Raw genomic sequence first — 17,975 nt, 5'->3', positions numbered from 1 at the left:
CCCCCCGGCCGAGCGAGGCGAGGGGCGTGCGCTTCGACCCCGCTCGGTGCGATCGGAGGTCAGGTATTTCTCACCCCCCGTTCAGCCCGAGCGAAGTCGAAGGCCAGGGGAACACCGCCATCCAGCCGCCATGCCTGGACCGTGCACTTCGACGTCGCTCAGTGAAACGGGGACCAAGGTAGAGGGCTAATCGCCCTCACTCCTCCGTCCGGAACAGCACCGCTTCCCCGATCAGGAAGAATAGCAGGATCGGTGCCCAGGCGGCCAGAAACGGTGGGTAGGCGCCAAGATCGCCCATCGCCATCGAGAAATTGTCCGCCACGAAATAGGCGAAGCCCAGCGCCATGCCGACCACCGCGCGGAGGAACAGCTTACCCGACCGCGCGACGCCGAAGGCTGCGACCGCGCCCAGCAGCGGCATGAGCATCGCCGACATCGGCGCGGACAGCTTGTGCCAGAGCGAACCCTCCAGTGACTTGGTCGGACGGCCCGCCTCCTGCAGGTCGGTGATCGCGCTGGACAGCGCGCCGAAGGACAGGTTGTCCGCGCTGACGCTGGCGAGCGTCAGTTGCTCGGGCGTAACCCCGCGCCCGACGATCAGCGAGGGATAGCGGGTCAGCTTACCCGACTGCACCTCGAACCGCGTCGCAGGACCGATCTGCCAGCCATCGCCGGAGCGGATCCCGCGCGGCGCGCGAACGATCGCCCGCAGGCTGCCGCCCTCGCGGTCATAGAGGGTCACGCCGCCCATCTGGGTCTTGGCCCCGCGGCCCTGGATCAGGTCGACCGAGATCAGGTCGTCGCCGTCGCGCACCCAGACATTGGCCCGGTCGCCGCTGTCGATGGGCAGGGGGCCATATTGCACCTTCTGCCAGGCGCTGAGCGTCGCGCTGGCACGCGGGACGATGCGGTCGTTGAAGACGAAGCTGAACGCCGCCACGCCCGCGCTGGCGATCAGCAGGGGGGCGAGCACCTGATGCGCCGACATGCCCGCCGCCTTCAACGCGATGACCTCGGAATTCTGGTTCATCGTGAAGAAGGTCAGGATCGTGCCGAGCAGCACCGAGAAGGGCAGCAGGAACGAGATGATCTGCGGCGCGCGCAGCGAGACGTAGCGCCACACCTGCGCCTGCCCGTTGCCGGGTGCGGCCAGCACCGCGCCGGACTCGCTGAGCACGTCGAGCGTCTGGAGCACCAGCGCCACCGCGAACAGGATGGCGAAGGTGCGGACCAGGAACATCTTCGCCATGTAGATGGCGATCGTCCGGGACGGGAAGATATTAGACAGGCTCATGCCGTGTGCGCCTTCTTGCGGCGGCGGCCGGGCAGCCAGCGGCCGATCGCCTTGGCGGTCTTGGCCACCCCACGCTCCAGCGCGCCGATCGGCTGGCCGCCGGGGACATAGGCGGTGACGTAATACATCCACAGCACCAGTCCGGCGAAGACCGCAAACGGCCCCCATAGCGCCAGCACCGGGTTCACCCGGCCCAGCGCACCGATATCGGCGGCATATTGGTTCACCTTGAAATAGGTGACGAGCATCACGATCGACAGGAATACGCCCAGCGCCGAGGTCGATCGCTTGGGCGGGATGCCCAGCGACACCGCCAGCAGCGGCAGCAGGAACATCGTCACCACCTCGACCACGCGGAAGTGGAATTCGGACCGGCTGCCCGCACGGGCCTCGGCGCTCTGTGCGTCCTGCCCATGGCGGGCCAGTTCGGGCAGGGTGAACTCCAGGTCGCGGCCGCCGCGCTGGCGGAAATTGTCGAACTTGGGCAGATCGATGGGCAAATCGTGGCTGGAGAAGGTCAGCACGCGCGGTGCCTTGAACTCGGGCCGGTTGTGGATCAGCGTGCCGTTGGTCAGGCGGAAGATGATGACGTTGGGATCATCGGTCGCCAGGAAGCGCCCGCGTGCCGCCGTCACGCCGATCCAGTCGCCCTTGGACGTGTTGGCGTGAACGAAGATGCCCGACAGGTCGCGGCCATTCTCGCGGCTTTCCTCGATGCGCAGGGTCATGCGGTCGCCCAGATGGGTGAACTCGCCAACCTTGATCGACGCTCCCAGCGCACCGGTGCGCAATTCGTAGCGCAGCCCTTCGTAATAATAGCGGGCGACCGGCTGGATATAGCCGACGATCGCGAAGTTCAGCGCGGCCAGCACGATCGCGTACATATACGGCACGCGCAGCAGGCGGGTATAGCTCATGCCCACGCCGCGCATCACGTCCAACTCGGACGAGGTGGCCAGGCGACGAAAGGCGAGCAGGATGCCCAGCATCAACCCGATCGGAATGCCCAGCCCCAGATATTCGGGCAGCAGGTTGGCGAGCATCCGCCACACCACGCTGATCGGACCGCCCTCGGTCGCGACGAACTCGAACAGGCGGCGGATGCGATCGAGCACGAGCAGCATCGCAGAAATGAGCAGCGTCGCGAACAGCGGCAACGCGATCAACCGGGCCATGTAGCGATCGATTGATTTCATGCGGGGGACTTCATGCCGGGGACATCACTCGCGCGCTAAAACGGCCATGGCTATACGAGGGCGGGCAGGGCGCGTCACCCCTTGATTGCGATGGATTTCCGTGGCCTTCGACTTCGCTCAAGCTGAACGGCTTCTGGTATCAAGCCCCACGCCTCTGCCTCCGTTCCGCCTGAGCGAAATCGAAGGCCATGCCCCAAGCTCAAGCCGCCGCGCAGACCAGCCCTTCGCAACGCTTCAACGCCGCCGCCACCGCCCGCTCCAGCCCGGCGAGCGTGAAGGGCTTGCGCAGGACCTCATGCCCCTCGAACCCCGCCGCCTGCACGTCACCCGCAAAGCCGGTGACGAACAGCACCGCCACATCCGGGTGGCGCGGGCGCAGCGTGGCGATCAGTTCGGGCCCGGTCAGATGCGGCATCAGCACGTCCGACACGATCAGGCGCACGCCCGGATGACGCGCCAGCAGCCCCTCGGCCTCGCGCGGGTCGCTGCAGGGGATGGGGTCGTGGCCCAGTTCGCGCAAAGCCTCCAGCGTCGCGGCCAGCACCCGTGGATCGTCCTCGACCAGCAGGATGCGCAACATGCCCGTATCGGCGGCTTCGACGGGTGCGGGCGCCTGTGCCTCGACCGGCGCAGCCACCGGCCTGGCGACATGGCGCGGCAGGTACAGGTTGACCGTGGTGCCCTCGCCGGGGGCGGTGCGGATGGTCACGTCGCCGCCCATCTGGCCGACCAGTCCGAAGATCTGGCTGAGCCCCAGGCCGGTGCCCTTGCCCGCGGGCTTGGTGGTGAAGAAGGGTTCGAACACGCGCTCGACGATGTCGGGCGTCATGCCGGCGCCCGTATCGGTGACGGACAGGATGACATAGTCGCCCGCGCCTGCGCGGGGCAGCGTGTCGACGGCAACCGTCGCTTCGCTGGTGGTGATGGTCAATTCGCCGCGCCCGTCCATCGCGTCGCGGGCGTTCACCGCCAGGTTCAGGATGGCATTTTCCATCTGCGTCCGGTCGCCGAACAACAGCCAGTCGGTCGTCGCATCCTCGACCGTCACCTTCACCCCGTCGCCCAGCGTCCGGTCGAGCAGGTCGCGCATGTCCGCGACCAGCTGGCGCGGTTTCAGCGATTCCGGCGTCAGCGCCTCTTCGCGGCTGAACATCAGCAGGCGGCGGGTCAGTGCGGCGGCGCGGTGCGCGCCCTCGGTCGCGCTCTCGAGATGGCGGCCAAGATCCTCGGCCTTGCCGGTGCGCCGGGCAAGCTCCAAGCCGCCCAGAACGACCGCCAGCATGTTGTTGAAGTCGTGCGCGATGCCACCGGTCAGCTGGCCCAGCGCATCCATCTTCTGCGCCTGGCGCAACCGGGCTTCCTGAACCTTCAGTTCCTGGGTCGCGGCCTCGACCGCGCTGGCCAGTTCCTCGGCCCGCGCGCGTTCGGCCCGCGCCTCCGCCCGCGCCTCGGCCCGTTGGGACACCGCGCGCAGGATCAGCCAGCCCAGCACCATGCCTCCGAATGCCAGCGCGATGACGAACAGCGCCAGCCCCCCCGCGATCCGGTTGGAATGGAGGACGGTGTCGCGCGCGACGGTGCTGCGTTGATCGAGAAGGATGCGTTCGCCGTCGATCAACGCATCGAGCGTCCGCCCGATCTGCACCAGCGCCCGCGCCTGTCCCGCCTGATAGAACAGCGCATAGGCCTGGCGATTGTGGTGATAGGTGGTCGACAGCGCGATCGTGGCCAGTTGCTTGCCGCGTTCGTCATAGACCCGGCGCAGCCGGTCGATCAGCCGTTGCTGCGCGGGGTCCTCGACCAGCTGGTCCAGTCGGTCGAGCTGCGCGCCCGCCAGGGTCCATTCGTCCGAATAGATCTGGCCCGGCTTGTTGTCGCCCGAGATGACATAGCGGCCCAGCGACGCTTCCGACCGGGCGATCGTGCCCGCCAGCGTGCGCGCCAGGATCATCACGTCGTAACTGCGCCGCTGCCGCTCCAGCGCGCTGTCGCGTTCGCGATTGGCGTGGCCCAGCGTCAGGATGAGCATGACCAGCGTGATCGCACCGGCCAGCGCCACCGCGATCAGGGCCAGGGTCTGCCACCGGCTCCCCTCTCGCTGGTCTTCCTGCTCGGTCACGGTCGCCACGCTAAACCCAAGCCCCCCCGTTTGCCAAGCGGGTCAGGGGAGATCAGCCGATGACGCCCACCGCCTGTCCCGCCGCGCGGAACATGCCCAGCACCGTCTGGATCTGCTCGGGCGTATGCTCGGCACAGATCGAACAGCGCAGCAGATAGGTGCCTGCCGGGGTCGCGGGCGGACGCGCCATGTTCACGTACAGCCCGCCGTCGAGCAGCGCCTGCCACATGACGACCGCCTGTTGCTGGTCGTCCAGAATGACGGCGACGATCGCGCTGTCACAATTCTCGGTGCCCAGGCGGAAGCCCATGTCCTTCAGACCGCCATGCAGCGCGCGCGCGTTCGACCACAGCCGCTCGCGCTTGTCATGGGCGGTCATCAGCTTGCGGATCGAGGTCGTCGCGGTCGCGACGACCGAGGGGGGCAGCGAGGCGGTGAAGATATAGGGACGGCAAGCGAGGCGAACCGCCTCGAACTTCGGATGGTTGGACACCACGAAGCCGCCGACCGTGCCGACCGACTTGGAGAAGGTGCCGACGACGAAATCGACCTGGCCTTCCAGCCCCTGCGCCTCGTACACGCCGCGCCCGTTGGGTCCGAAAAAGCCCATCGAATGCGCCTCGTCGACCAGCACCATGCAGCCATGCTTCTTGGCGACCGCGACCATCTCGACCAGGGGCGCGATGTCGCCCAGCATCGAATAGACGCCCTCCAGCACGACCAGCTTGGCAGGCTCCTTGGGCAGGCGGCCGAGCCGCTTGTCCAGGTCCTCGACCGAATTGTGGCGGAAGCGGACGATCTCGGCATTGCCCTGCTGGCAGCCGTCATAGATCGACGCATGGCTGTCGGCGTCGAGGATGACATATTCGCCCTTGCCCGCCAGCGTCGAGATGATGCCGAGGTTGGCCATGTACCCGGTCGAAAAGACGATCGCGCCGGTCATGCCGTAGAAATCGCGCAGCGCCTGTTCGACTTCCATATGGTCATGGAAGGTGCCGTTGAGCATCCGGCTGCCATTGGTGCCCGAACCGAACTGCTCCAGCGCGGTCTTGCCCGCCGCGATGACGTCGGCGTCGAACGTCATGCCCATATAGTTGTACGTGCCGAGCAGGATCGTGTCCTTGCCGCGGATCACCGCCTCGGTCGGCGACTTCACCTGTTCCATCACGATCGCGAAGGGATCGGTGACGCCCGAGTCGAGAAGCGCCTGCCGTTCGGCGATCAGGCCGTCGAACTTGGAAAGCAGGTCGCGTTCCGGCGCGATTTCGGGCGCGTCGGTGGGCAGGGCGTGGGGCTGGGCAGCGGCTTCGGTCATGGGAAAGTCCGTCTCGGGCGCTTCAGGGTCAGGCTTGCTTCAGCTTTTCGACCGCGTCGACCAGCTGGCCGACATTCTCGATCTCGGCCTGCATGTTCATCGTGATGATGATGTCGAATTCGTCCTCGATCGCGGCGACGAAGTCCATCACGGTCAGGCTGTCCCATTCCAGGTCGCCCTGGAAGGTCGTCGCCTCGGTCAGCGCCACGCCCTTTTTGTTGAAGGGCGCGATCTGGGCCGCGACGGTGTCGAAAATGGCTTGGCGGTCGCTCATGGTGATCCTTTCAGTCGGGGGCCCAGTGGCACCCAAATGCGGCGGCTTTTCGACCGCGCGTCTATGTGTCTGCTATAGCAAGCCGTTGGCGCGATACCACCGCGCCGTATCCGCCAGCCCCTTGGGCAATGATATGGCGGGCTGCCACAGCGCCGGGTCGGGCCGCAGGGCGGGGTCGGCGGTCCAGTCGGGGTGGCAGAGATAGCCGACGCGGTCTTCGGTCAACTTGGCGCGGGGCCCGCGCACGCGGCGGTCGATCTTGGCGCCCAGGCTCAGCAGCCCCTTGGGCAGATGCAGCGTCATCACCCGCCGCCCGACCGCCGCCCCCATCGCGGCGGCCAGTTCGGCATGGGTCAGGACCTGGCCGTCATCGACCTCCAGCACGGCGCGCGGGCCGTCCGCGGCCATGAGCGTGGTCAGCAACCGCGCGAAATCCTCGACCGCGATCAGCGAGAGCCTGCCCGGCGGCGGCATGAAGGCGAGGCCGAGCTTCGCGGTACGAAACACGTCCAGCCATTCGGTGTCATGGGGGCCGTAGATGCCGCTCGGCCGGACGATGGTCCAGTCGAGGCCGCTATCCGTCACGACATCCTCGGCCTGGCGCTTGGACCAGCCATAGACGGACAGGTCGGGCTCGCGCGCGGACAGCGAGGACACGTGGACGAAGCGGCGGATGCCCGCCGCCTTCGCCGCCTCGACCATCGCGCGGGTGCCGTCGATATTGCCAGAGACGAAGCCCGCACGGTCGGGCGCGTTCACCACGCCTGCGATATGCAGCACCGCGTCCGCCCCCTCGACCAGCGTGGCCAGGCTGTCCGGCTTGTCGAGCGCGCCCGCGATCCAGGTGATGCCGGCCCGCGACGGCTGGGCACGGCGGGTCAGCGCCCGCAGCGACAATCCCGAACCGGCGGCACGATCGACCACCGCGCGACCGACAAAGCCGGTCGCTCCCGTCACCGCCACGATCATAGCAGGGCCAGATGGTTGCGATGGATCAGCGCGGCGCGGGGCGCATGGCCCAGAATTTCGGCCTGCTGGTCCGACCGCGTGCCCACCAGCGCGCGTGCCTCGGTCGAGTCATATTCGCTGAGGCCGCGAGCGATGGTGCCGTCCGGCCCCTCGACGGTGACGAGGTCGCCACGCGCGAAATGCCCCTGCACGGCGGTCGCGCCCGCCGCGAGCAGGCTGTTGCCCTCGGCCAGCGCCTTCGCCGCGCCCGCATCCACGAAGATCGCCCCGCGCGCGGTCAGGCCACCCGCCAGCCATGCCTTGCGGGCGGGGGCGCTCTTTTCGGCCACAAAGATGGTATGGCGCGCGGGCGTCGACAGCGGATGGTCGATCCGGCCCGACGCGATGGCGAGGTGCGCGCCCGCGCTGACCGCAATACGCGCGGCGGCGATCTTGGACACCATGCCGCCCGAGCCCATGCCCGAGGCGGAGCCGCCATCGGCCATACCACTGACCGCCTCGATCCGCTCGACGCGTTCGATATGCCGGGCGGTCGGATTCGTGTGCGGATTCGAATCGTACAGCCCGTCGACGTCGGACAGCAGCAGCACGCCATTGGCTCCGGCCGCCTGACCCACCCGCGCGGCGAGTCGGTCATTGTCGCCGAAGCGGATTTCCTCGGTGGCGACGCTGTCATTCTCGTTGATGACCGGCACTACGCCCAGGCCCAGCAAGCGCCCCAGTGTCGCGGCGGCGTTCAGATAGCGGCGGCGGTCCTCCAGATCGTCCAGCGTCACCAGCATCTGCGCGGCGGTGAGGTTTTCGGCGTGGAGCAGCTCCGCCCAGGTCTGGCTGAGCGCGATCTGGCCGGTGGCGGCGGCGGCCTGTGCATCCTCCAGGCTGGCGCGACCGCCCTTGGGCAGGCCCAGGCGACGCGCGCCGAGCGCAATCGCGCCCGACGAGACGATGGCGATCTGCTGCCCCTGCCGCACGCGCGCGGCGATGTCGGCGACCAGACCGGTCAGCCAGTCCCGGCGCACATCGCCTTCGGGCGTGACGAGCAGGGCCGAGCCGACCTTGACGATCAGGCGCTGGCAAATGGTGGGGGGGAAGATCATTATTGGGTGGAGCACCAGGATTGTTGATCTCTGCGAGGCCTCTTTCCCTCCCCCGACCCCTCCCGTTTACGGGAGGGGAGAAGAAGGCGCGAACGGCCCGCCAGGTATCGCTCCCCTCCCGCAGGCGGGAGGGGATGGGGGAGGGCCGGATGTCTTACCGAGCCCATCCCCCGACACCTCAGGACAAGGGCGACCACGTGATCTCGTCCTCGCCCACGTCCCCCTCGGGCACGGCGTCCGGCCCCGGGCCCATCTGCTCCAGCAGCTTGTCGAGCACCCAGTCGATGCCGGTGCCCGCCGCGCCCGACAGCGGGATCACGTCCGCGCCGCTCGCCTCGGCCAGTTCGGCCGACAGCGCCTCGATCAGCTCGTCGTCGAGCGTGTCGATCTTGTTCAGGGCGATGATATGCGGCTTGTCGATCAGACCCGCGCCATAGGCCTCCAGCTCGTCGCGGACGATGCGATAGCTCTCGGCCACATCCTCGTCATTGGCGTCGACCAGATGGAGCAGCACGCGGCACCGCTCGATATGCCCCAGGAAGCGATCGCCGATCCCCGCACCGTCGGCGGCCCCCTCGATCAGGCCGGGGATGTCGGCGACGACGAACTCGCGGTCGTGATGCCGCACCACGCCCAGCTGCGGGCGGGTGGTGGTGAAGGCATAGGCACCGACCTTGGCCTGCGCATTCGTCACCGCATTGATGAAGGTCGACTTGCCCGCATTGGGCAGACCCACCAGGCCCGCATCGGCCAGCAGCTTCAGTCGCAGCCAGACCCACGCCTCTTCGCTGGGCCAGCCGGTGCCGTGCTGGCGCGGCGCGCGATTGGTCGAGGTCTTGTACGTGGCATTGCCCCGCCCGCCGTCACCACCGCGCAGGAACACCTCGCGCTGGCCGACCTTCGTGAAGTCGAGCAGCACCTCTTCCTTGTCCTCGGACAGGACCTGGGTGCCGACCGGCACCTTGATGACCAGATCGTCGCCGCCGCCGCCGGTACGATTCGACCCCGATCCGCCCGAACCGCGCGGTGCCCGGAAATGCTGGGTGTAGCGGAAGTCGATCAGGGTGTTCAGGCCTGCGACCGCCTCGAAGATGATATCGCCGCCCTTGCCGCCGTTGCCGCCGTCGGGACCACCATATTCCATGAACTTTTCACGGCGAAAGGACACTGCGCCGGGGCCGCCCGAGCCGGAGCGGACGAAAATCTTGGCCTGATCGAGAAAATGCATGGGGTCGCCTTTACCGCTGACCGCGCCGACTGACCAGCCTTGCTGCGCTCAGGCGACCAGGGTCGCGCCGCCGCACCGTACGCCGTTGACCGTCAGGTCCGCCTGCCCGACATGCAAACCCAGCAGATCGCTCAGATTGCCGATCAGCAGGTCGAGCGCGGGGGCGACCGGGGTCAGCGCCGCGCCGACCACGCCGGACAGGCCGCCCAGGCCAAGGCCGAGGCCCAGGATCTCGGGGCGCAGGCTGACCTGTCCGATCAACGCGCTGGCGATTCCTCGCACGGCGGAATTGGCGGTGACGGTCTTGGGCGTCAGGGTGGTGATGTCGCTCTGGCTGAAGCTGACACGCTGCCACGCGCTGTCGGCGGCCAGGTTGACCTTGGCATAGCCCTGGACATTGGCCAGCGGGATTTGGAGCAGCGGCACTTCGCCGCCGATCGGCGAGCGGCTCATGTCGTTGAAGCGGCTGCGGTCGATCTGCGCGATGGCGATCGTGCCGGGGGAGGGGAGTACGTCCAGGCTGACGCTCGGGATGCCTGCCGTACAGGTGACGCTGTTCAGGCGCGCTTGGGCCGAGGCGGTCTCGACGAAGATCGGAAACTGGACATTGGCGGCGAGCGGCACACCGATCTGGGTGTCGATCAGCAAACGCTGTTGCGCGGTGCGGATGATCGCCGATCCGTTCGGCGCGACGGCCAGCCAGGGCGAATTGACCGGCCGCTGGCCGATCGCCAGCAGCACCTTGGTCGAGAGGAGGCCGGGCACCGACGCGCCCAGGTCCAGCGCGACCTGACGCTGGCCATTGGCGACCGACAGCGATTCGCGCAGCATCGAGTAAGCATCCATGGTGATGACATCGCGCGAGTTCGACTTGGTCAGGTCGCCCAGCGGCCCCAGGTCGATCAGCCGGGTCAGCGGCACCGTCGATCCCGGCAGGCGGGTCGACAGGTTGCGCAACAACGCGGCCGTTCCCGCATTGCCGGCGGCATCGGCCATCGCATTGACCAGCGAGGGCAGGGCGACGTCGGTCGCCAGGATCGTGTCGAAGCTCGCCCCCGTCAGCCCGATCCGGGTGCCGAGCGACTCGCTCATCTTCAACAGGTCGATCCGGCCGCTGATCAGCGCCTGATAATCGCCCAGCGACAGCGACAGGTCGCTGCCCGCCAGCCCGTTGAGCAGCGCGCCAGGCAGGCCGCCCGATACGCTGGCCAGCCGCGTCCCCATCGAGAAGGACGCCAGGTCGATCCGCCGCGCCGTGGCGCTGGCGGCGACGGGCGTGCTGTTCTGGCCCGTCAGCAGCCGGCCGAAGAACAGGGGCACCGGGCGGCTGAGCCGGACGCGCAACGCACCCGCATCGGTTCCGGCCACGAATCGGTTGGCGGGCGCGATGCCGGTGTCGGCCTGATAGCTGCCGGTGGTGATCGTGGCGGTCACATCGCTCAGGCCATTGGCGGCGATCAGGCGGTTGATCGCCTCCGCCCGGCGATCGACGGACGAAGCGACGGCGGCAAGCGCGGCTTGGTCGGCAATTCCCTGCAACCGGCGTTGCGACAGCGACATCATGCCGACGTCGATGCCCAACGCGGCAAAGCCGATGATCGCCATCGCCGCGATCGCGGTCAGGATGCTGACCGCCCCGCGCCGATCCCCCCAGAGCGCGCGCATCACAGGCCCCCGATCATCGCGACACCGCGCGCGGTCAGGGTGGTGCCGGGCGAGGGCACGAAGGGCAGGCTAAGCAGGGGGTCGGCGGACGCGTCATAGCGGACCGAAACGGTGATCAGATTGTCGACCTCGACCGTGTCCACCTGTCCCCGATCGCGGTGCAGGACGCCGGTCGAATCGAGCATCCGCTTGGCGGTGTCGACCGCGATGCTCTTGCGCTCGGTGGCATTCATGCCGGCAAGCGACGCGCGGGCCGCGTCATGCGCCGCCTGCTGGACCAGATGGGCGGTCAGGAAATAATCGCCATAGCTGACGATGCCCATCAACAATGCCAGCAGGAAGGGCAGCACCAGCGCCATCTCGACCGCAGCGACACCGCGAGGGCATCGGGTCACGCCACCCGGGCCATGGGGGCGGCAGATTCGAAAGGGGCACGACGCGACGACGCGAACGGACATAAGGGCCACCGGACAATCCCCTGCGGCAGTGAGCACGGCAGAAGAAAGCGGTTTCAAACCTTATCAATTTCCTAATAATTCCGCATGCATTCGTATACTGTTATTTTAAAACAAAAGCATGACCGGAATGGTCGGTGCACCCGAGTTCAACGGCATGCATCCTGCCCAATTCGAGCACGATGATGCGACAGAGCCATGTCGTGCAGTACTATGCGAAATGGGGCCCGTGCGAGTCGCGAGACGTTGGCTGATGCGATTCGATCCGCAGATTTGGGGCAGATCGCCATTCAAACGGCAAAGTCCTCATTCCTCCCCTGTAAGGGGAGGGGGACCAAGCAAAGCATGGTGGAGGGGTTTCCCCGGCTGCAGCTTTTACTGCCCTCTCCTATCGGGACACCCCTCCGTCAGGCCTTCGGCCTGCCACCTCCCCTTACAGAGGAGGAATGGAGTAAGTATCAATTTTTAGAGTACGATAACGTCAGCTCGACCCACCCCTCCCCTTCAGGGGAGGGGCCGGGGGTGGGGCGCTTCCACAAACGACAAGCCCTGGGGTGATGCCCCACCCCAACCCCTCCCCTAAAGGAGAGGGGCTTTCTTCGGATCAACCTCATGTCATCGCGTTCCAGGACCGCGCAACGAACGCGGTCCTGTCAGGGTCAGGCGGCCAGCGGCATTATCGACCGTCGTTCGCTTTCCAGGTCGAGTGCATAGTGCAGGCTGGGCGACAGGCCCGACCGTCCAGCCGACGCCCGCGCCATGCGCTGTCCGGTGGCGCGAAAGCCCAGCTTGCCCAGGACGCGCCCGGATGCCGGGTTGTCGACGAAGTGCCACGCGCCCAATCGGCTGATCGGCAGGGCGTCGCGCGCCATGGCGACGACGGCGCGGCCCGCCTCGGTCGCATAGCCACGACCCCAGGCCGATGGGGTCAGCCAATAGCCGAGTTCGTGGCCGGTATCGCCCGCGATGATCGCGATGCCGCCGATCAGTTCCGGCGCACCACCACGATCGAGCGCGGTGATCAGGAAGCGCGGCTCGGTCGGTCCACAGGGCTGGGCCAGCCAATGCTCGGCATCGGCGCGGGTATAGGGATAGGGGACACGCGCCGCCATCCGGGCGACGTCTTCATGGCCGATGGCCTGGGTCAGGGCGGCGGCATCTTCCGGCCAGGCTGGCCGCAACAGCAATCTTGGTGTCCGCGCGAACATCACTCGACAACTCCTCGTCACGCCCGGCGCCTCTGGCACACGCCCATGACGGGACGGAGACAGACGCCGCAAGCGGTGGAGGGAGCATGAAAAAAGGGAGCCGGGGTGACCCGTCTCCCTTTTTTGCTGGTTCCTGCGCGGAACCCGGGTCACCCTGGTGGGCAACCCGGCGCGGTTGCCCGATTATTCGGCCGCTGCGGCCAGTTCGACCGAGCAGAATTTACGGCCCAGCTTGCCCTCGTGGAACGCGACGCGGCCATCGACGAGCGCGAACAGGGTATGGTCCTTGCCCATGCCCACGTTGCGACCCGGATAGAACTTCGTCCCGCGCTGACGCACGAGGATGTTGCCGGCGATGGCTTCCTGGCCACCGAACTTCTTCACGCCAAGGCGACGGCCGGCCGAATCACGACCGTTACGCGACGAACCGCCTGCTTTCTTATGTGCCATTGCGAACTACTCCTGGATTTCGTTGGGGTGGCGCGGCTGAAATTCAGGCGCCGACCGACACGATCTTCAGGATCGTGTGCTGCTGACGGTGGCCGTTGCGGCGGCGATAGTTGTGACGGCGACGCTTCTTGAAGACGATGACCTTGTCGGCCTTCGCCTGAGCGATGATCTCGGCGGCGACCGTGATACCGTCGACGGCCTTCAGCTCCGAGCCTTCGCCCGCCAGCAGGACGTCACCCAGCGTCACCGACGCGCCGGCTTCGCCCTCGATCTTCTCGACGACGATCTTATCTCCGGCGGCGACGCGATACTGCTTGCCGCCCGTGCGCACGACTGCGAACATGGCTCTCATCACTTCCCAAATGCATGGCTCCCGCGCGGGGATGCCCGTCGGGAAAGAAGGGTCAGCTAGGCAAAGGGGCGACGATTGTCAACCGGGGAATCCGGTTTTCGCCCCTGTCAGGCGATCCCCATGCCCCTCAATGGCGGTGTTCGCGCCGCAAGAGGTAGCGGCCATCGGCATAGCCGGTGAACAGGCCGGGAATCGCGGGATGTTCGATCGGCTCGTCGCTGTCGTCGCGCAGCAGGTTCTGCTGGCTGACATAGGCGACATAGCTCGATTCGGCGTTCTCGGCGAGCAGGTGGTAGAAGGGCTGGTCCTTGGCGGGCCGGATATCCTCCGGGATCGCGTCATACCATTCGTCGCTGTTGGCGAAGACCGGGTCGACGTCGAAGATTACGCCGCGAATATCGAACATCCGGTGACGCACGACGTCCCCGATCGCGAACCGGGCGGTCGCAACCATCGGCGCCTCCACATCCAGGCGCGAGGTGAGAGGCAGTGTGTCGATACGATCCATGCAGCCGATTTAATGCCTTTGTCGCGTTGCACAAGTTTAGGCGCTTGCAATGCGTAAAAAGCTGATCTAACAGCGCGCCTCCAATCGATCAGCCCCAGCGGTTTTCCACCGCTCGGACGTCCTCGCGGAGAGGTGGCAGAGTGGTCGAATGCACCGCACTCGAAATGCGGCGTACCGGCAACGGTACCGAGGGTTCGAATCCCTCCCTCTCCGCCACTTACCCTGCTGACGATCGGGACCCGGATGGAAATCCCGGTTCCCCAAGCTTCATGACCATCACCCCGTCATCTTGCGCCCATGCGCCTTTTTCCCGGTGCGATGCGTATTGGAGAAGGGGTGGCGCGATCACCCGGCCATCATGAGGTTTCCGCAATGACCCACATTCCTTTCGCCCTGGGTGCCGCCCTGCTGATCCTGTCGCCGGGTATCGCGGCGGCGCAAGGGGCCCCCGATCAGGGCAAGAAGGCCTGTGTCGCCGAGGCGCGGCGGCTGTGTCCGATGGAAATGAAGTCGATGAGCCGCAAGAAGGTCGAGGGCTGCATGATCCAGAAGATCGAACAGACCTCGCCGACCTGTCACGCCGCCATGTTGCGGATCAAGGCCGAGCGTGAGGCGGCGTCGCCCCGGCGTTGAGCCCCAGCGCGCGATTCTCCGCGCCGATCCGGACATAGAGCATCGCCGCGTTGAGTATCGTGAACAGCGCGGCGATGCCGACCAGCCCGAAGGTCAGCGGCAGGACCGCGATCTCGGCCGTGACCACGGCGTAATTCGGATGGCGCAGAAAGCGGAACGGCCCCTTGGCGACCAGCGACACGCCGGGCAGGACGATGATCCGCGTGGTCCAGCGCGGACCCAGTGTCGCCAGCACCCAGATCCGCATCCCCTGCAACACCACGAAGACCAGTAGCAGCGGCCAGGATATCGGCCGGTCACCGACGCTGAACCACAGAGCGAGCAGCCAGGCGGTGTGCATGGCCACCATCACCGGATAGTGATTCGCGCCATATTCGCGCGCGCCCGCCGCCATCAGCCGTGCGGTATTGCGTTTGGCGATGACCAGTTCGCTCAGGCGCTGGAGCGTGACGAACGCCATGATGGCATAGGGCAGGATCATCGGTCGCACTCCAGCACCAGCAAGGAGGCGGTGAAGCCCGGCCCCAGCGCGCTCAGGACCGAACGGGGCGGCAGGCCCTGTCGGCGATACCGGTCCAGCACGAACAGCACGGTCGGTGCGGACATGTTGCCATGGTCGTGAAGGACCGAGCGTTCCTCCGCCAGCGCACCGCGTTCCAGTTCGAGCGCGTTTTCCAACGCCTCCAGCACGCGCGCGCCACCCGGATGGCAGATGAAGCGATCGACGTCGGACAGCGCCAGCCCCTGTGCGCCCAGCATCTCGGTCACCGCCTGGCGCATCTCGAGCTCGACAAAGGCGGGGATGGCGCGGTTCAGGACCACGGCCAGACCGGTTTCCTCGGTGCGCCAGCCCATGATGTCGAGCGTGTCGTTCCACGTCTTCTCCGCACTGCCGACCAAGCGAGCGAAGCCCTGCGCCCCGGCCCGCAACAGGCAGGCCGCCGCACCGTCGCCGAACAGCGCGGTCGAGATCAGGTCGGCCTTGTCCGCGCCGTTGGTCCGCAAGGCGAGGCTGCACAGTTCGACCGTCACGAACAACACGGTCGATCCCGGCCGCGCCCGCGCAAGATCGGCGGCCAGCGCCAGCCCGGTGGCACCGCCTGCACAGCCCAGGCCGAAGACCGGCACGCGGCGGACATCGTTCCGAAACGCCAGCCGCGCCATGGCGCGCGCCTCCAGGCTGGGCGTCGCGATCCCGGTCGACGAGACGGTGACGATCGTATCGACCTGATCCGCCGTCACCCCCGCTTCGTCCAGCGCGGCACTGGCGGCCGCGATGAACAGGTCGAGCGCCACGTCGAGATAGGCGGCGCTGCGCTCCTCGAACGAGCGGGGGGTGCGATACCAGTCGAGCGGCATGGCCAGCTGACGCTCGGCAATGCCCGCATTGGCGAAGACCGGAGCCAGCCGATCGAAATCGGTGAAGCGATCGCCGATCAGCTCACGTGCGGTGGCGAGGGCCTGATCCTGGGAGAGTCGATGGCGGGGCGTGCGCGCCGCAAGCGACAAAAGGGCAACCGGTTGAGACATGCACCGTCCGAGTAGCCGGGCGACCGGCGGAAATGGATACTGGTGCGCAACGATCCGCGTCGCGGCTGGTTCATCCTGTCGCGAAATAGAAGGGCGGACCGAGGGTATGCGAAGCGACGACAGGACAGCGGCGGTCGCATCGTCCATGGCCGAACCGCAAAAGGCCGGGCTGGCCGCCTGGGCGGGCTTCACGTTCATGTGCCTGGGCATGTTCATGGCGATCCTGGACGTGCAGATCGTCGCGACCTCGCTGCCCACGATCCAGGCCGCGCTGCGGATTCCGACCGACCAGATGGTGTGGATCCAGACCGCGTACCTGACCGCCGAGATCGTCGCGATTCCGCTGACGGGTTATCTCACCGACGTGCTGGGGATGCGGCGGCTGTTCGTCGGCGCGGTCAGCCTGTTCACGCTCGCCTCGATCGGCTGTGCGATGAGCGACCATTTCGAGAGCCTGATCCTGTGGCGCGTCGTCCAGGGTTTTTCGGGCGGTACGCTGATCCCCATCGTGTTCTCCGCCGTCTTCCTGCTGTTCCCGGTACGCGTGCAGGGGCTGGCGACCACCATAGCCGGGGTGGCGGCGGTGCTGGCGCCCACCATCGGGCCGATCGTCGGCGGTTGGGTGACGCAGTCCTTTTCATGGCACTGGCTGTTCCGCATCAACATCGTGCCGGGCATCGCCGCGGCGATCGGCGTAGCTTGGCTGTTGCGGGGGCAGGCGGCGGTCGAGCGATCGGGGGTCGCCCGTGCGATCGATATCGTGGCGCTGGTCCTGCTCGCCGCCGCGCTCGTCGCGTTGCAGATCGGGTTGAAGGATGCGCCGACGCGGGGCTGGGGCGATGCGCGGGTGCTGGGCCTGCTGGTGGTCTTCATCGCGTGCGGCATCGGCTTTGTCATGCGGACGTGGCGTGCGGCGTCGCCGCTGGTCGAGTTGCGGTGCTTTGCCGACCGCAATTTCGCCATCGGATGTTTGTTCAGCTTCGTCTTGGGCTTCGGCCTGTTCGGTTCGACCTATCTCATGCCCTTCTTCCTGGGGCTGGTGCGCGGGCACGGCGCGCTGCGCATCGGGGAGATCATGCTGGTCACCGGCATCGCGCAACTCGTGACCGCGCCGATCGCGGTGTGGGCGGAGCGGCGCTTCGATCCGCGCTGGCTGACCGCCTTCGGCTTCGCGTTGTTCGCGGTCGGCCTGCTGATGAGCATGGGGCAGACGGCGCAGACCGACTTCCATGCGATGATCCTGCCGCAGATCGTGCGTGGGGCGGCGATCATGTTCTGCCTGTTGCCGCCGACCCGCATGGCGCTGGGCCGCCTGCCACGCACATTGGTCGCCGATGGCAGCGGGCTGTTCAACCTGATGCGCAATCTGGGCGGCGCGGTTGGACTGGCACTGGTCGACACGATGATCTTCAGCCGGGCGGCGACCGAGGGCCGCCATATCGCCGGCCAGCTTCAGGCGGGCGACCTCGACACCGCGTTGCGCATCGGCATTCCAAAGGACGCCTTTCTGGAGCAGCGCGGACAGCCGGTCGACGACTTCGCCATGGAGATGGTGCGGCCGCTGGTGGAAAAGGCCGCGCTGGTGCCATCGATCAATGCGGCCTGGGCGATGTGTGGAATATTGACCGCGATCGCCCTGATCGCCGTCTTCTGGGTACGCCGCACGCCGACCGAATGAGCGG

The 17,975-nt window shown here is 67.1% G+C and carries 18 protein-coding genes and 1 tRNA gene; 3 read left to right on the top strand and 16 right to left on the bottom strand.

The genetic code is table 11. The features are described from left to right. Nucleotides 1-196: 196 nt before the first annotated feature. The 14 genes from lptG to hspQ all read right to left on the bottom strand — a co-directional run bounded on the left by lptG (nt 197) and on the right by hspQ (nt 14,130). The gene (gene lptG / locus SOM26_RS10530) at nt 197-1,294 is read right to left on the bottom strand and encodes an LPS export ABC transporter permease LptG (RefSeq protein WP_320452661.1); all 1,098 of its coding nucleotides are present in this window, start codon (nt 1,292-1,294) and stop codon (nt 197-199) included. Further along, entirely contained in the window at nt 1,291-2,490 is a 1,200-nt protein-coding gene (gene lptF / locus SOM26_RS10525; RefSeq protein ID WP_320452660.1) for an LPS export ABC transporter permease LptF, read from the bottom strand. Before lptF ends, lptG begins: the two co-directional genes overlap by 4 nt. Before the next feature lie 199 nt (nt 2,491-2,689). Next, on the bottom strand, nt 2,690-4,609 hold the full coding sequence (locus tag SOM26_RS10520) for an ATP-binding protein (protein WP_320452659.1): 1,920 nt from the start codon (nt 4,607-4,609) through the stop codon (nt 2,690-2,692). Between the two features lie 52 nt (nt 4,610-4,661). Then, complete coding sequence (gene spt / locus SOM26_RS10515; protein WP_320452658.1) at nt 4,662-5,924, bottom strand: serine palmitoyltransferase; 1,263 nt, start codon at nt 5,922-5,924, stop codon at nt 4,662-4,664. Between the two features lie 28 nt (nt 5,925-5,952). Next, nucleotides 5,953-6,198: an acyl carrier protein gene (locus SOM26_RS10510; protein WP_058718202.1), complete on the bottom strand. Its 246-nt coding sequence runs from the start codon at nt 6,196-6,198 to the stop codon at nt 5,953-5,955. A 72-nt stretch (nt 6,199-6,270) separates the two neighbouring features. After that, a complete protein-coding gene (locus SOM26_RS10505) occupies nt 6,271-7,167 on the bottom strand; it encodes an SDR family oxidoreductase (protein WP_320452657.1) in 897 nt (298 codons plus the stop codon). After that, nucleotides 7,164-8,264, bottom strand: coding sequence for a glutamate 5-kinase (proB, locus tag SOM26_RS10500; protein WP_320452656.1), 1,101 nt, complete (start codon nt 8,262-8,264; stop codon nt 7,164-7,166). The genes SOM26_RS10505 and proB overlap by 4 nt, the downstream gene beginning before the upstream one ends. A 178-nt stretch (nt 8,265-8,442) precedes the next feature. Further along, nucleotides 8,443-9,492, bottom strand: a complete 1,050-nt coding sequence (gene obgE / locus SOM26_RS10495; protein ID WP_320452655.1) for a GTPase ObgE — start codon at nt 9,490-9,492, stop codon at nt 8,443-8,445. 48 nt (nt 9,493-9,540) lie between these two features. Continuing rightward, nucleotides 9,541-11,157 carry a pilus assembly protein TadG-related protein gene (locus SOM26_RS10490; protein ID WP_320452654.1) on the bottom strand — a complete coding sequence of 539 codons (1,617 nt, stop codon included), beginning with the start codon at nt 11,155-11,157 and terminating at the stop codon, nt 9,541-9,543. Next, nucleotides 11,157-11,552 carry a TadE/TadG family type IV pilus assembly protein gene (locus SOM26_RS10485; protein WP_320452653.1) on the bottom strand — a complete coding sequence of 132 codons (396 nt, stop codon included), beginning with the start codon at nt 11,550-11,552 and terminating at the stop codon, nt 11,157-11,159. Before SOM26_RS10485 ends, SOM26_RS10490 begins: the two co-directional genes overlap by 1 nt. A 719-nt stretch (nt 11,553-12,271) precedes the next feature. Then, nucleotides 12,272-12,820 carry a GNAT family N-acetyltransferase gene (locus tag SOM26_RS10480; RefSeq protein WP_320452788.1) on the bottom strand — a complete coding sequence of 183 codons (549 nt, stop codon included), beginning with the start codon at nt 12,818-12,820 and terminating at the stop codon, nt 12,272-12,274. Between the two features lie 183 nt (nt 12,821-13,003). Beyond that, nucleotides 13,004-13,270, bottom strand: a complete 267-nt coding sequence (gene rpmA, locus SOM26_RS10475; RefSeq protein WP_042486007.1) for a 50S ribosomal protein L27 — start codon at nt 13,268-13,270, stop codon at nt 13,004-13,006. 43 nt (nt 13,271-13,313) lie between these two features. Then, nucleotides 13,314-13,613, bottom strand: a complete 300-nt coding sequence (gene rplU, locus SOM26_RS10470) for a 50S ribosomal protein L21 (RefSeq protein ID WP_007405484.1) — start codon at nt 13,611-13,613, stop codon at nt 13,314-13,316. Nucleotides 13,614-13,749: 136 nt separating this feature from the next. Further along, on the bottom strand, nt 13,750-14,130 hold the full coding sequence (gene hspQ / locus SOM26_RS10465; RefSeq protein ID WP_320452652.1) for a heat shock protein HspQ: 381 nt from the start codon (nt 14,128-14,130) through the stop codon (nt 13,750-13,752). 126 nt (nt 14,131-14,256) lie between these two features. Here hspQ and SOM26_RS10460 point away from each other — a divergent pair. Both SOM26_RS10460 and SOM26_RS10455 read left to right on the top strand, forming a co-directional pair. After that, nucleotides 14,257-14,346 (top strand) — tRNA-Ser (locus tag SOM26_RS10460). A 156-nt stretch (nt 14,347-14,502) separates the two neighbouring features. Next, nucleotides 14,503-14,763, top strand: a complete 261-nt coding sequence (locus tag SOM26_RS10455) for a hypothetical protein (RefSeq protein ID WP_320452651.1) — start codon at nt 14,503-14,505, stop codon at nt 14,761-14,763. Here SOM26_RS10455 and SOM26_RS10450 read toward each other — a convergent pair. Both SOM26_RS10450 and SOM26_RS10445 read right to left on the bottom strand, forming a co-directional pair. Further along, the gene (locus SOM26_RS10450; protein WP_320452650.1) at nt 14,726-15,244 is read right to left on the bottom strand and encodes an isoprenylcysteine carboxyl methyltransferase family protein; all 519 of its coding nucleotides are present in this window, start codon (nt 15,242-15,244) and stop codon (nt 14,726-14,728) included. The two genes, SOM26_RS10455 and SOM26_RS10450, sit on opposite strands and share 38 nt — an antisense overlap. Next, nucleotides 15,241-16,491, bottom strand: a complete 1,251-nt coding sequence (locus SOM26_RS10445) for a type III polyketide synthase (RefSeq protein WP_320452649.1) — start codon at nt 16,489-16,491, stop codon at nt 15,241-15,243. The genes SOM26_RS10450 and SOM26_RS10445 overlap by 4 nt, the downstream gene beginning before the upstream one ends. Between SOM26_RS10445 and SOM26_RS10440 the strand changes: the two genes are divergently transcribed. Beyond that, the gene (locus SOM26_RS10440) at nt 16,439-17,971 is read left to right on the top strand and encodes a DHA2 family efflux MFS transporter permease subunit (protein WP_320452648.1); all 1,533 of its coding nucleotides are present in this window, start codon (nt 16,439-16,441) and stop codon (nt 17,969-17,971) included. The two genes, SOM26_RS10445 and SOM26_RS10440, sit on opposite strands and share 53 nt — an antisense overlap. The last annotated feature ends 4 nt before the right edge of the window (nt 17,972-17,975 follow it).

Origin of the sequence: Sphingomonas sp. CFBP8993 (genome assembly GCF_034044895.1) — a bacterium.
Lineage (GTDB): Bacteria > Pseudomonadota > Alphaproteobacteria > Sphingomonadales > Sphingomonadaceae > Sphingomonas.
Note: the sequence above shows the minus strand (reverse complement) of the source record. Positions and strands in the feature narration are given on the sequence as shown.

Bases quoted from the DNA above. Each gene is read 5' to 3' on its own strand.
- rpmA (WP_042486007.1), bottom strand. From the start codon at position 13,270: ATGGCACATAAGAAAGCAGGCGGTTCGTCGCGTAACGGTCGTGATTCG.
- SOM26_RS10510 (WP_058718202.1), bottom strand. From the start codon at position 6,198: ATGAGCGACCGCCAAGCCATTTTCGACACCGTCGCGGCCCAGATCGCG.
- SOM26_RS10445 (WP_320452649.1), bottom strand. From the start codon at position 16,491: ATGAACGTGAAGCCCGCCCAGGCGGCCAGCCCGGCCTTTTGCGGTTCG.
- lptF (WP_320452660.1), bottom strand. From the start codon at position 2,490: ATGAAATCAATCGATCGCTACATGGCCCGGTTGATCGCGTTGCCGCTG.
- SOM26_RS10455 (WP_320452651.1), top strand. From the start codon at position 14,503: ATGACCCACATTCCTTTCGCCCTGGGTGCCGCCCTGCTGATCCTGTCG.
- lptG (WP_320452661.1), bottom strand. From the start codon at position 1,294: ATGAGCCTGTCTAATATCTTCCCGTCCCGGACGATCGCCATCTACATG.
- proB (WP_320452656.1), bottom strand. From the start codon at position 8,264: ATGATCTTCCCCCCCACCATTTGCCAGCGCCTGATCGTCAAGGTCGGC.
- rplU (WP_007405484.1), bottom strand. From the start codon at position 13,613: ATGTTCGCAGTCGTGCGCACGGGCGGCAAGCAGTATCGCGTCGCCGCC.
- hspQ (WP_320452652.1), bottom strand. From the start codon at position 14,130: ATGGATCGTATCGACACACTGCCTCTCACCTCGCGCCTGGATGTGGAG.
- SOM26_RS10450 (WP_320452650.1), bottom strand. From the start codon at position 15,244: ATGATCCTGCCCTATGCCATCATGGCGTTCGTCACGCTCCAGCGCCTG.
- obgE (WP_320452655.1), bottom strand. From the start codon at position 9,492: ATGCATTTTCTCGATCAGGCCAAGATTTTCGTCCGCTCCGGCTCGGGC.
- spt (WP_320452658.1), bottom strand. From the start codon at position 5,924: ATGACCGAAGCCGCTGCCCAGCCCCACGCCCTGCCCACCGACGCGCCC.
- SOM26_RS10490 (WP_320452654.1), bottom strand. From the start codon at position 11,157: ATGCGCGCGCTCTGGGGGGATCGGCGCGGGGCGGTCAGCATCCTGACC.
- SOM26_RS10480 (WP_320452788.1), bottom strand. From the start codon at position 12,820: ATGTTCGCGCGGACACCAAGATTGCTGTTGCGGCCAGCCTGGCCGGAA.
- SOM26_RS10440 (WP_320452648.1), top strand. From the start codon at position 16,439: ATGGCCGAACCGCAAAAGGCCGGGCTGGCCGCCTGGGCGGGCTTCACG.
- SOM26_RS10505 (WP_320452657.1), bottom strand. From the start codon at position 7,167: ATGATCGTGGCGGTGACGGGAGCGACCGGCTTTGTCGGTCGCGCGGTG.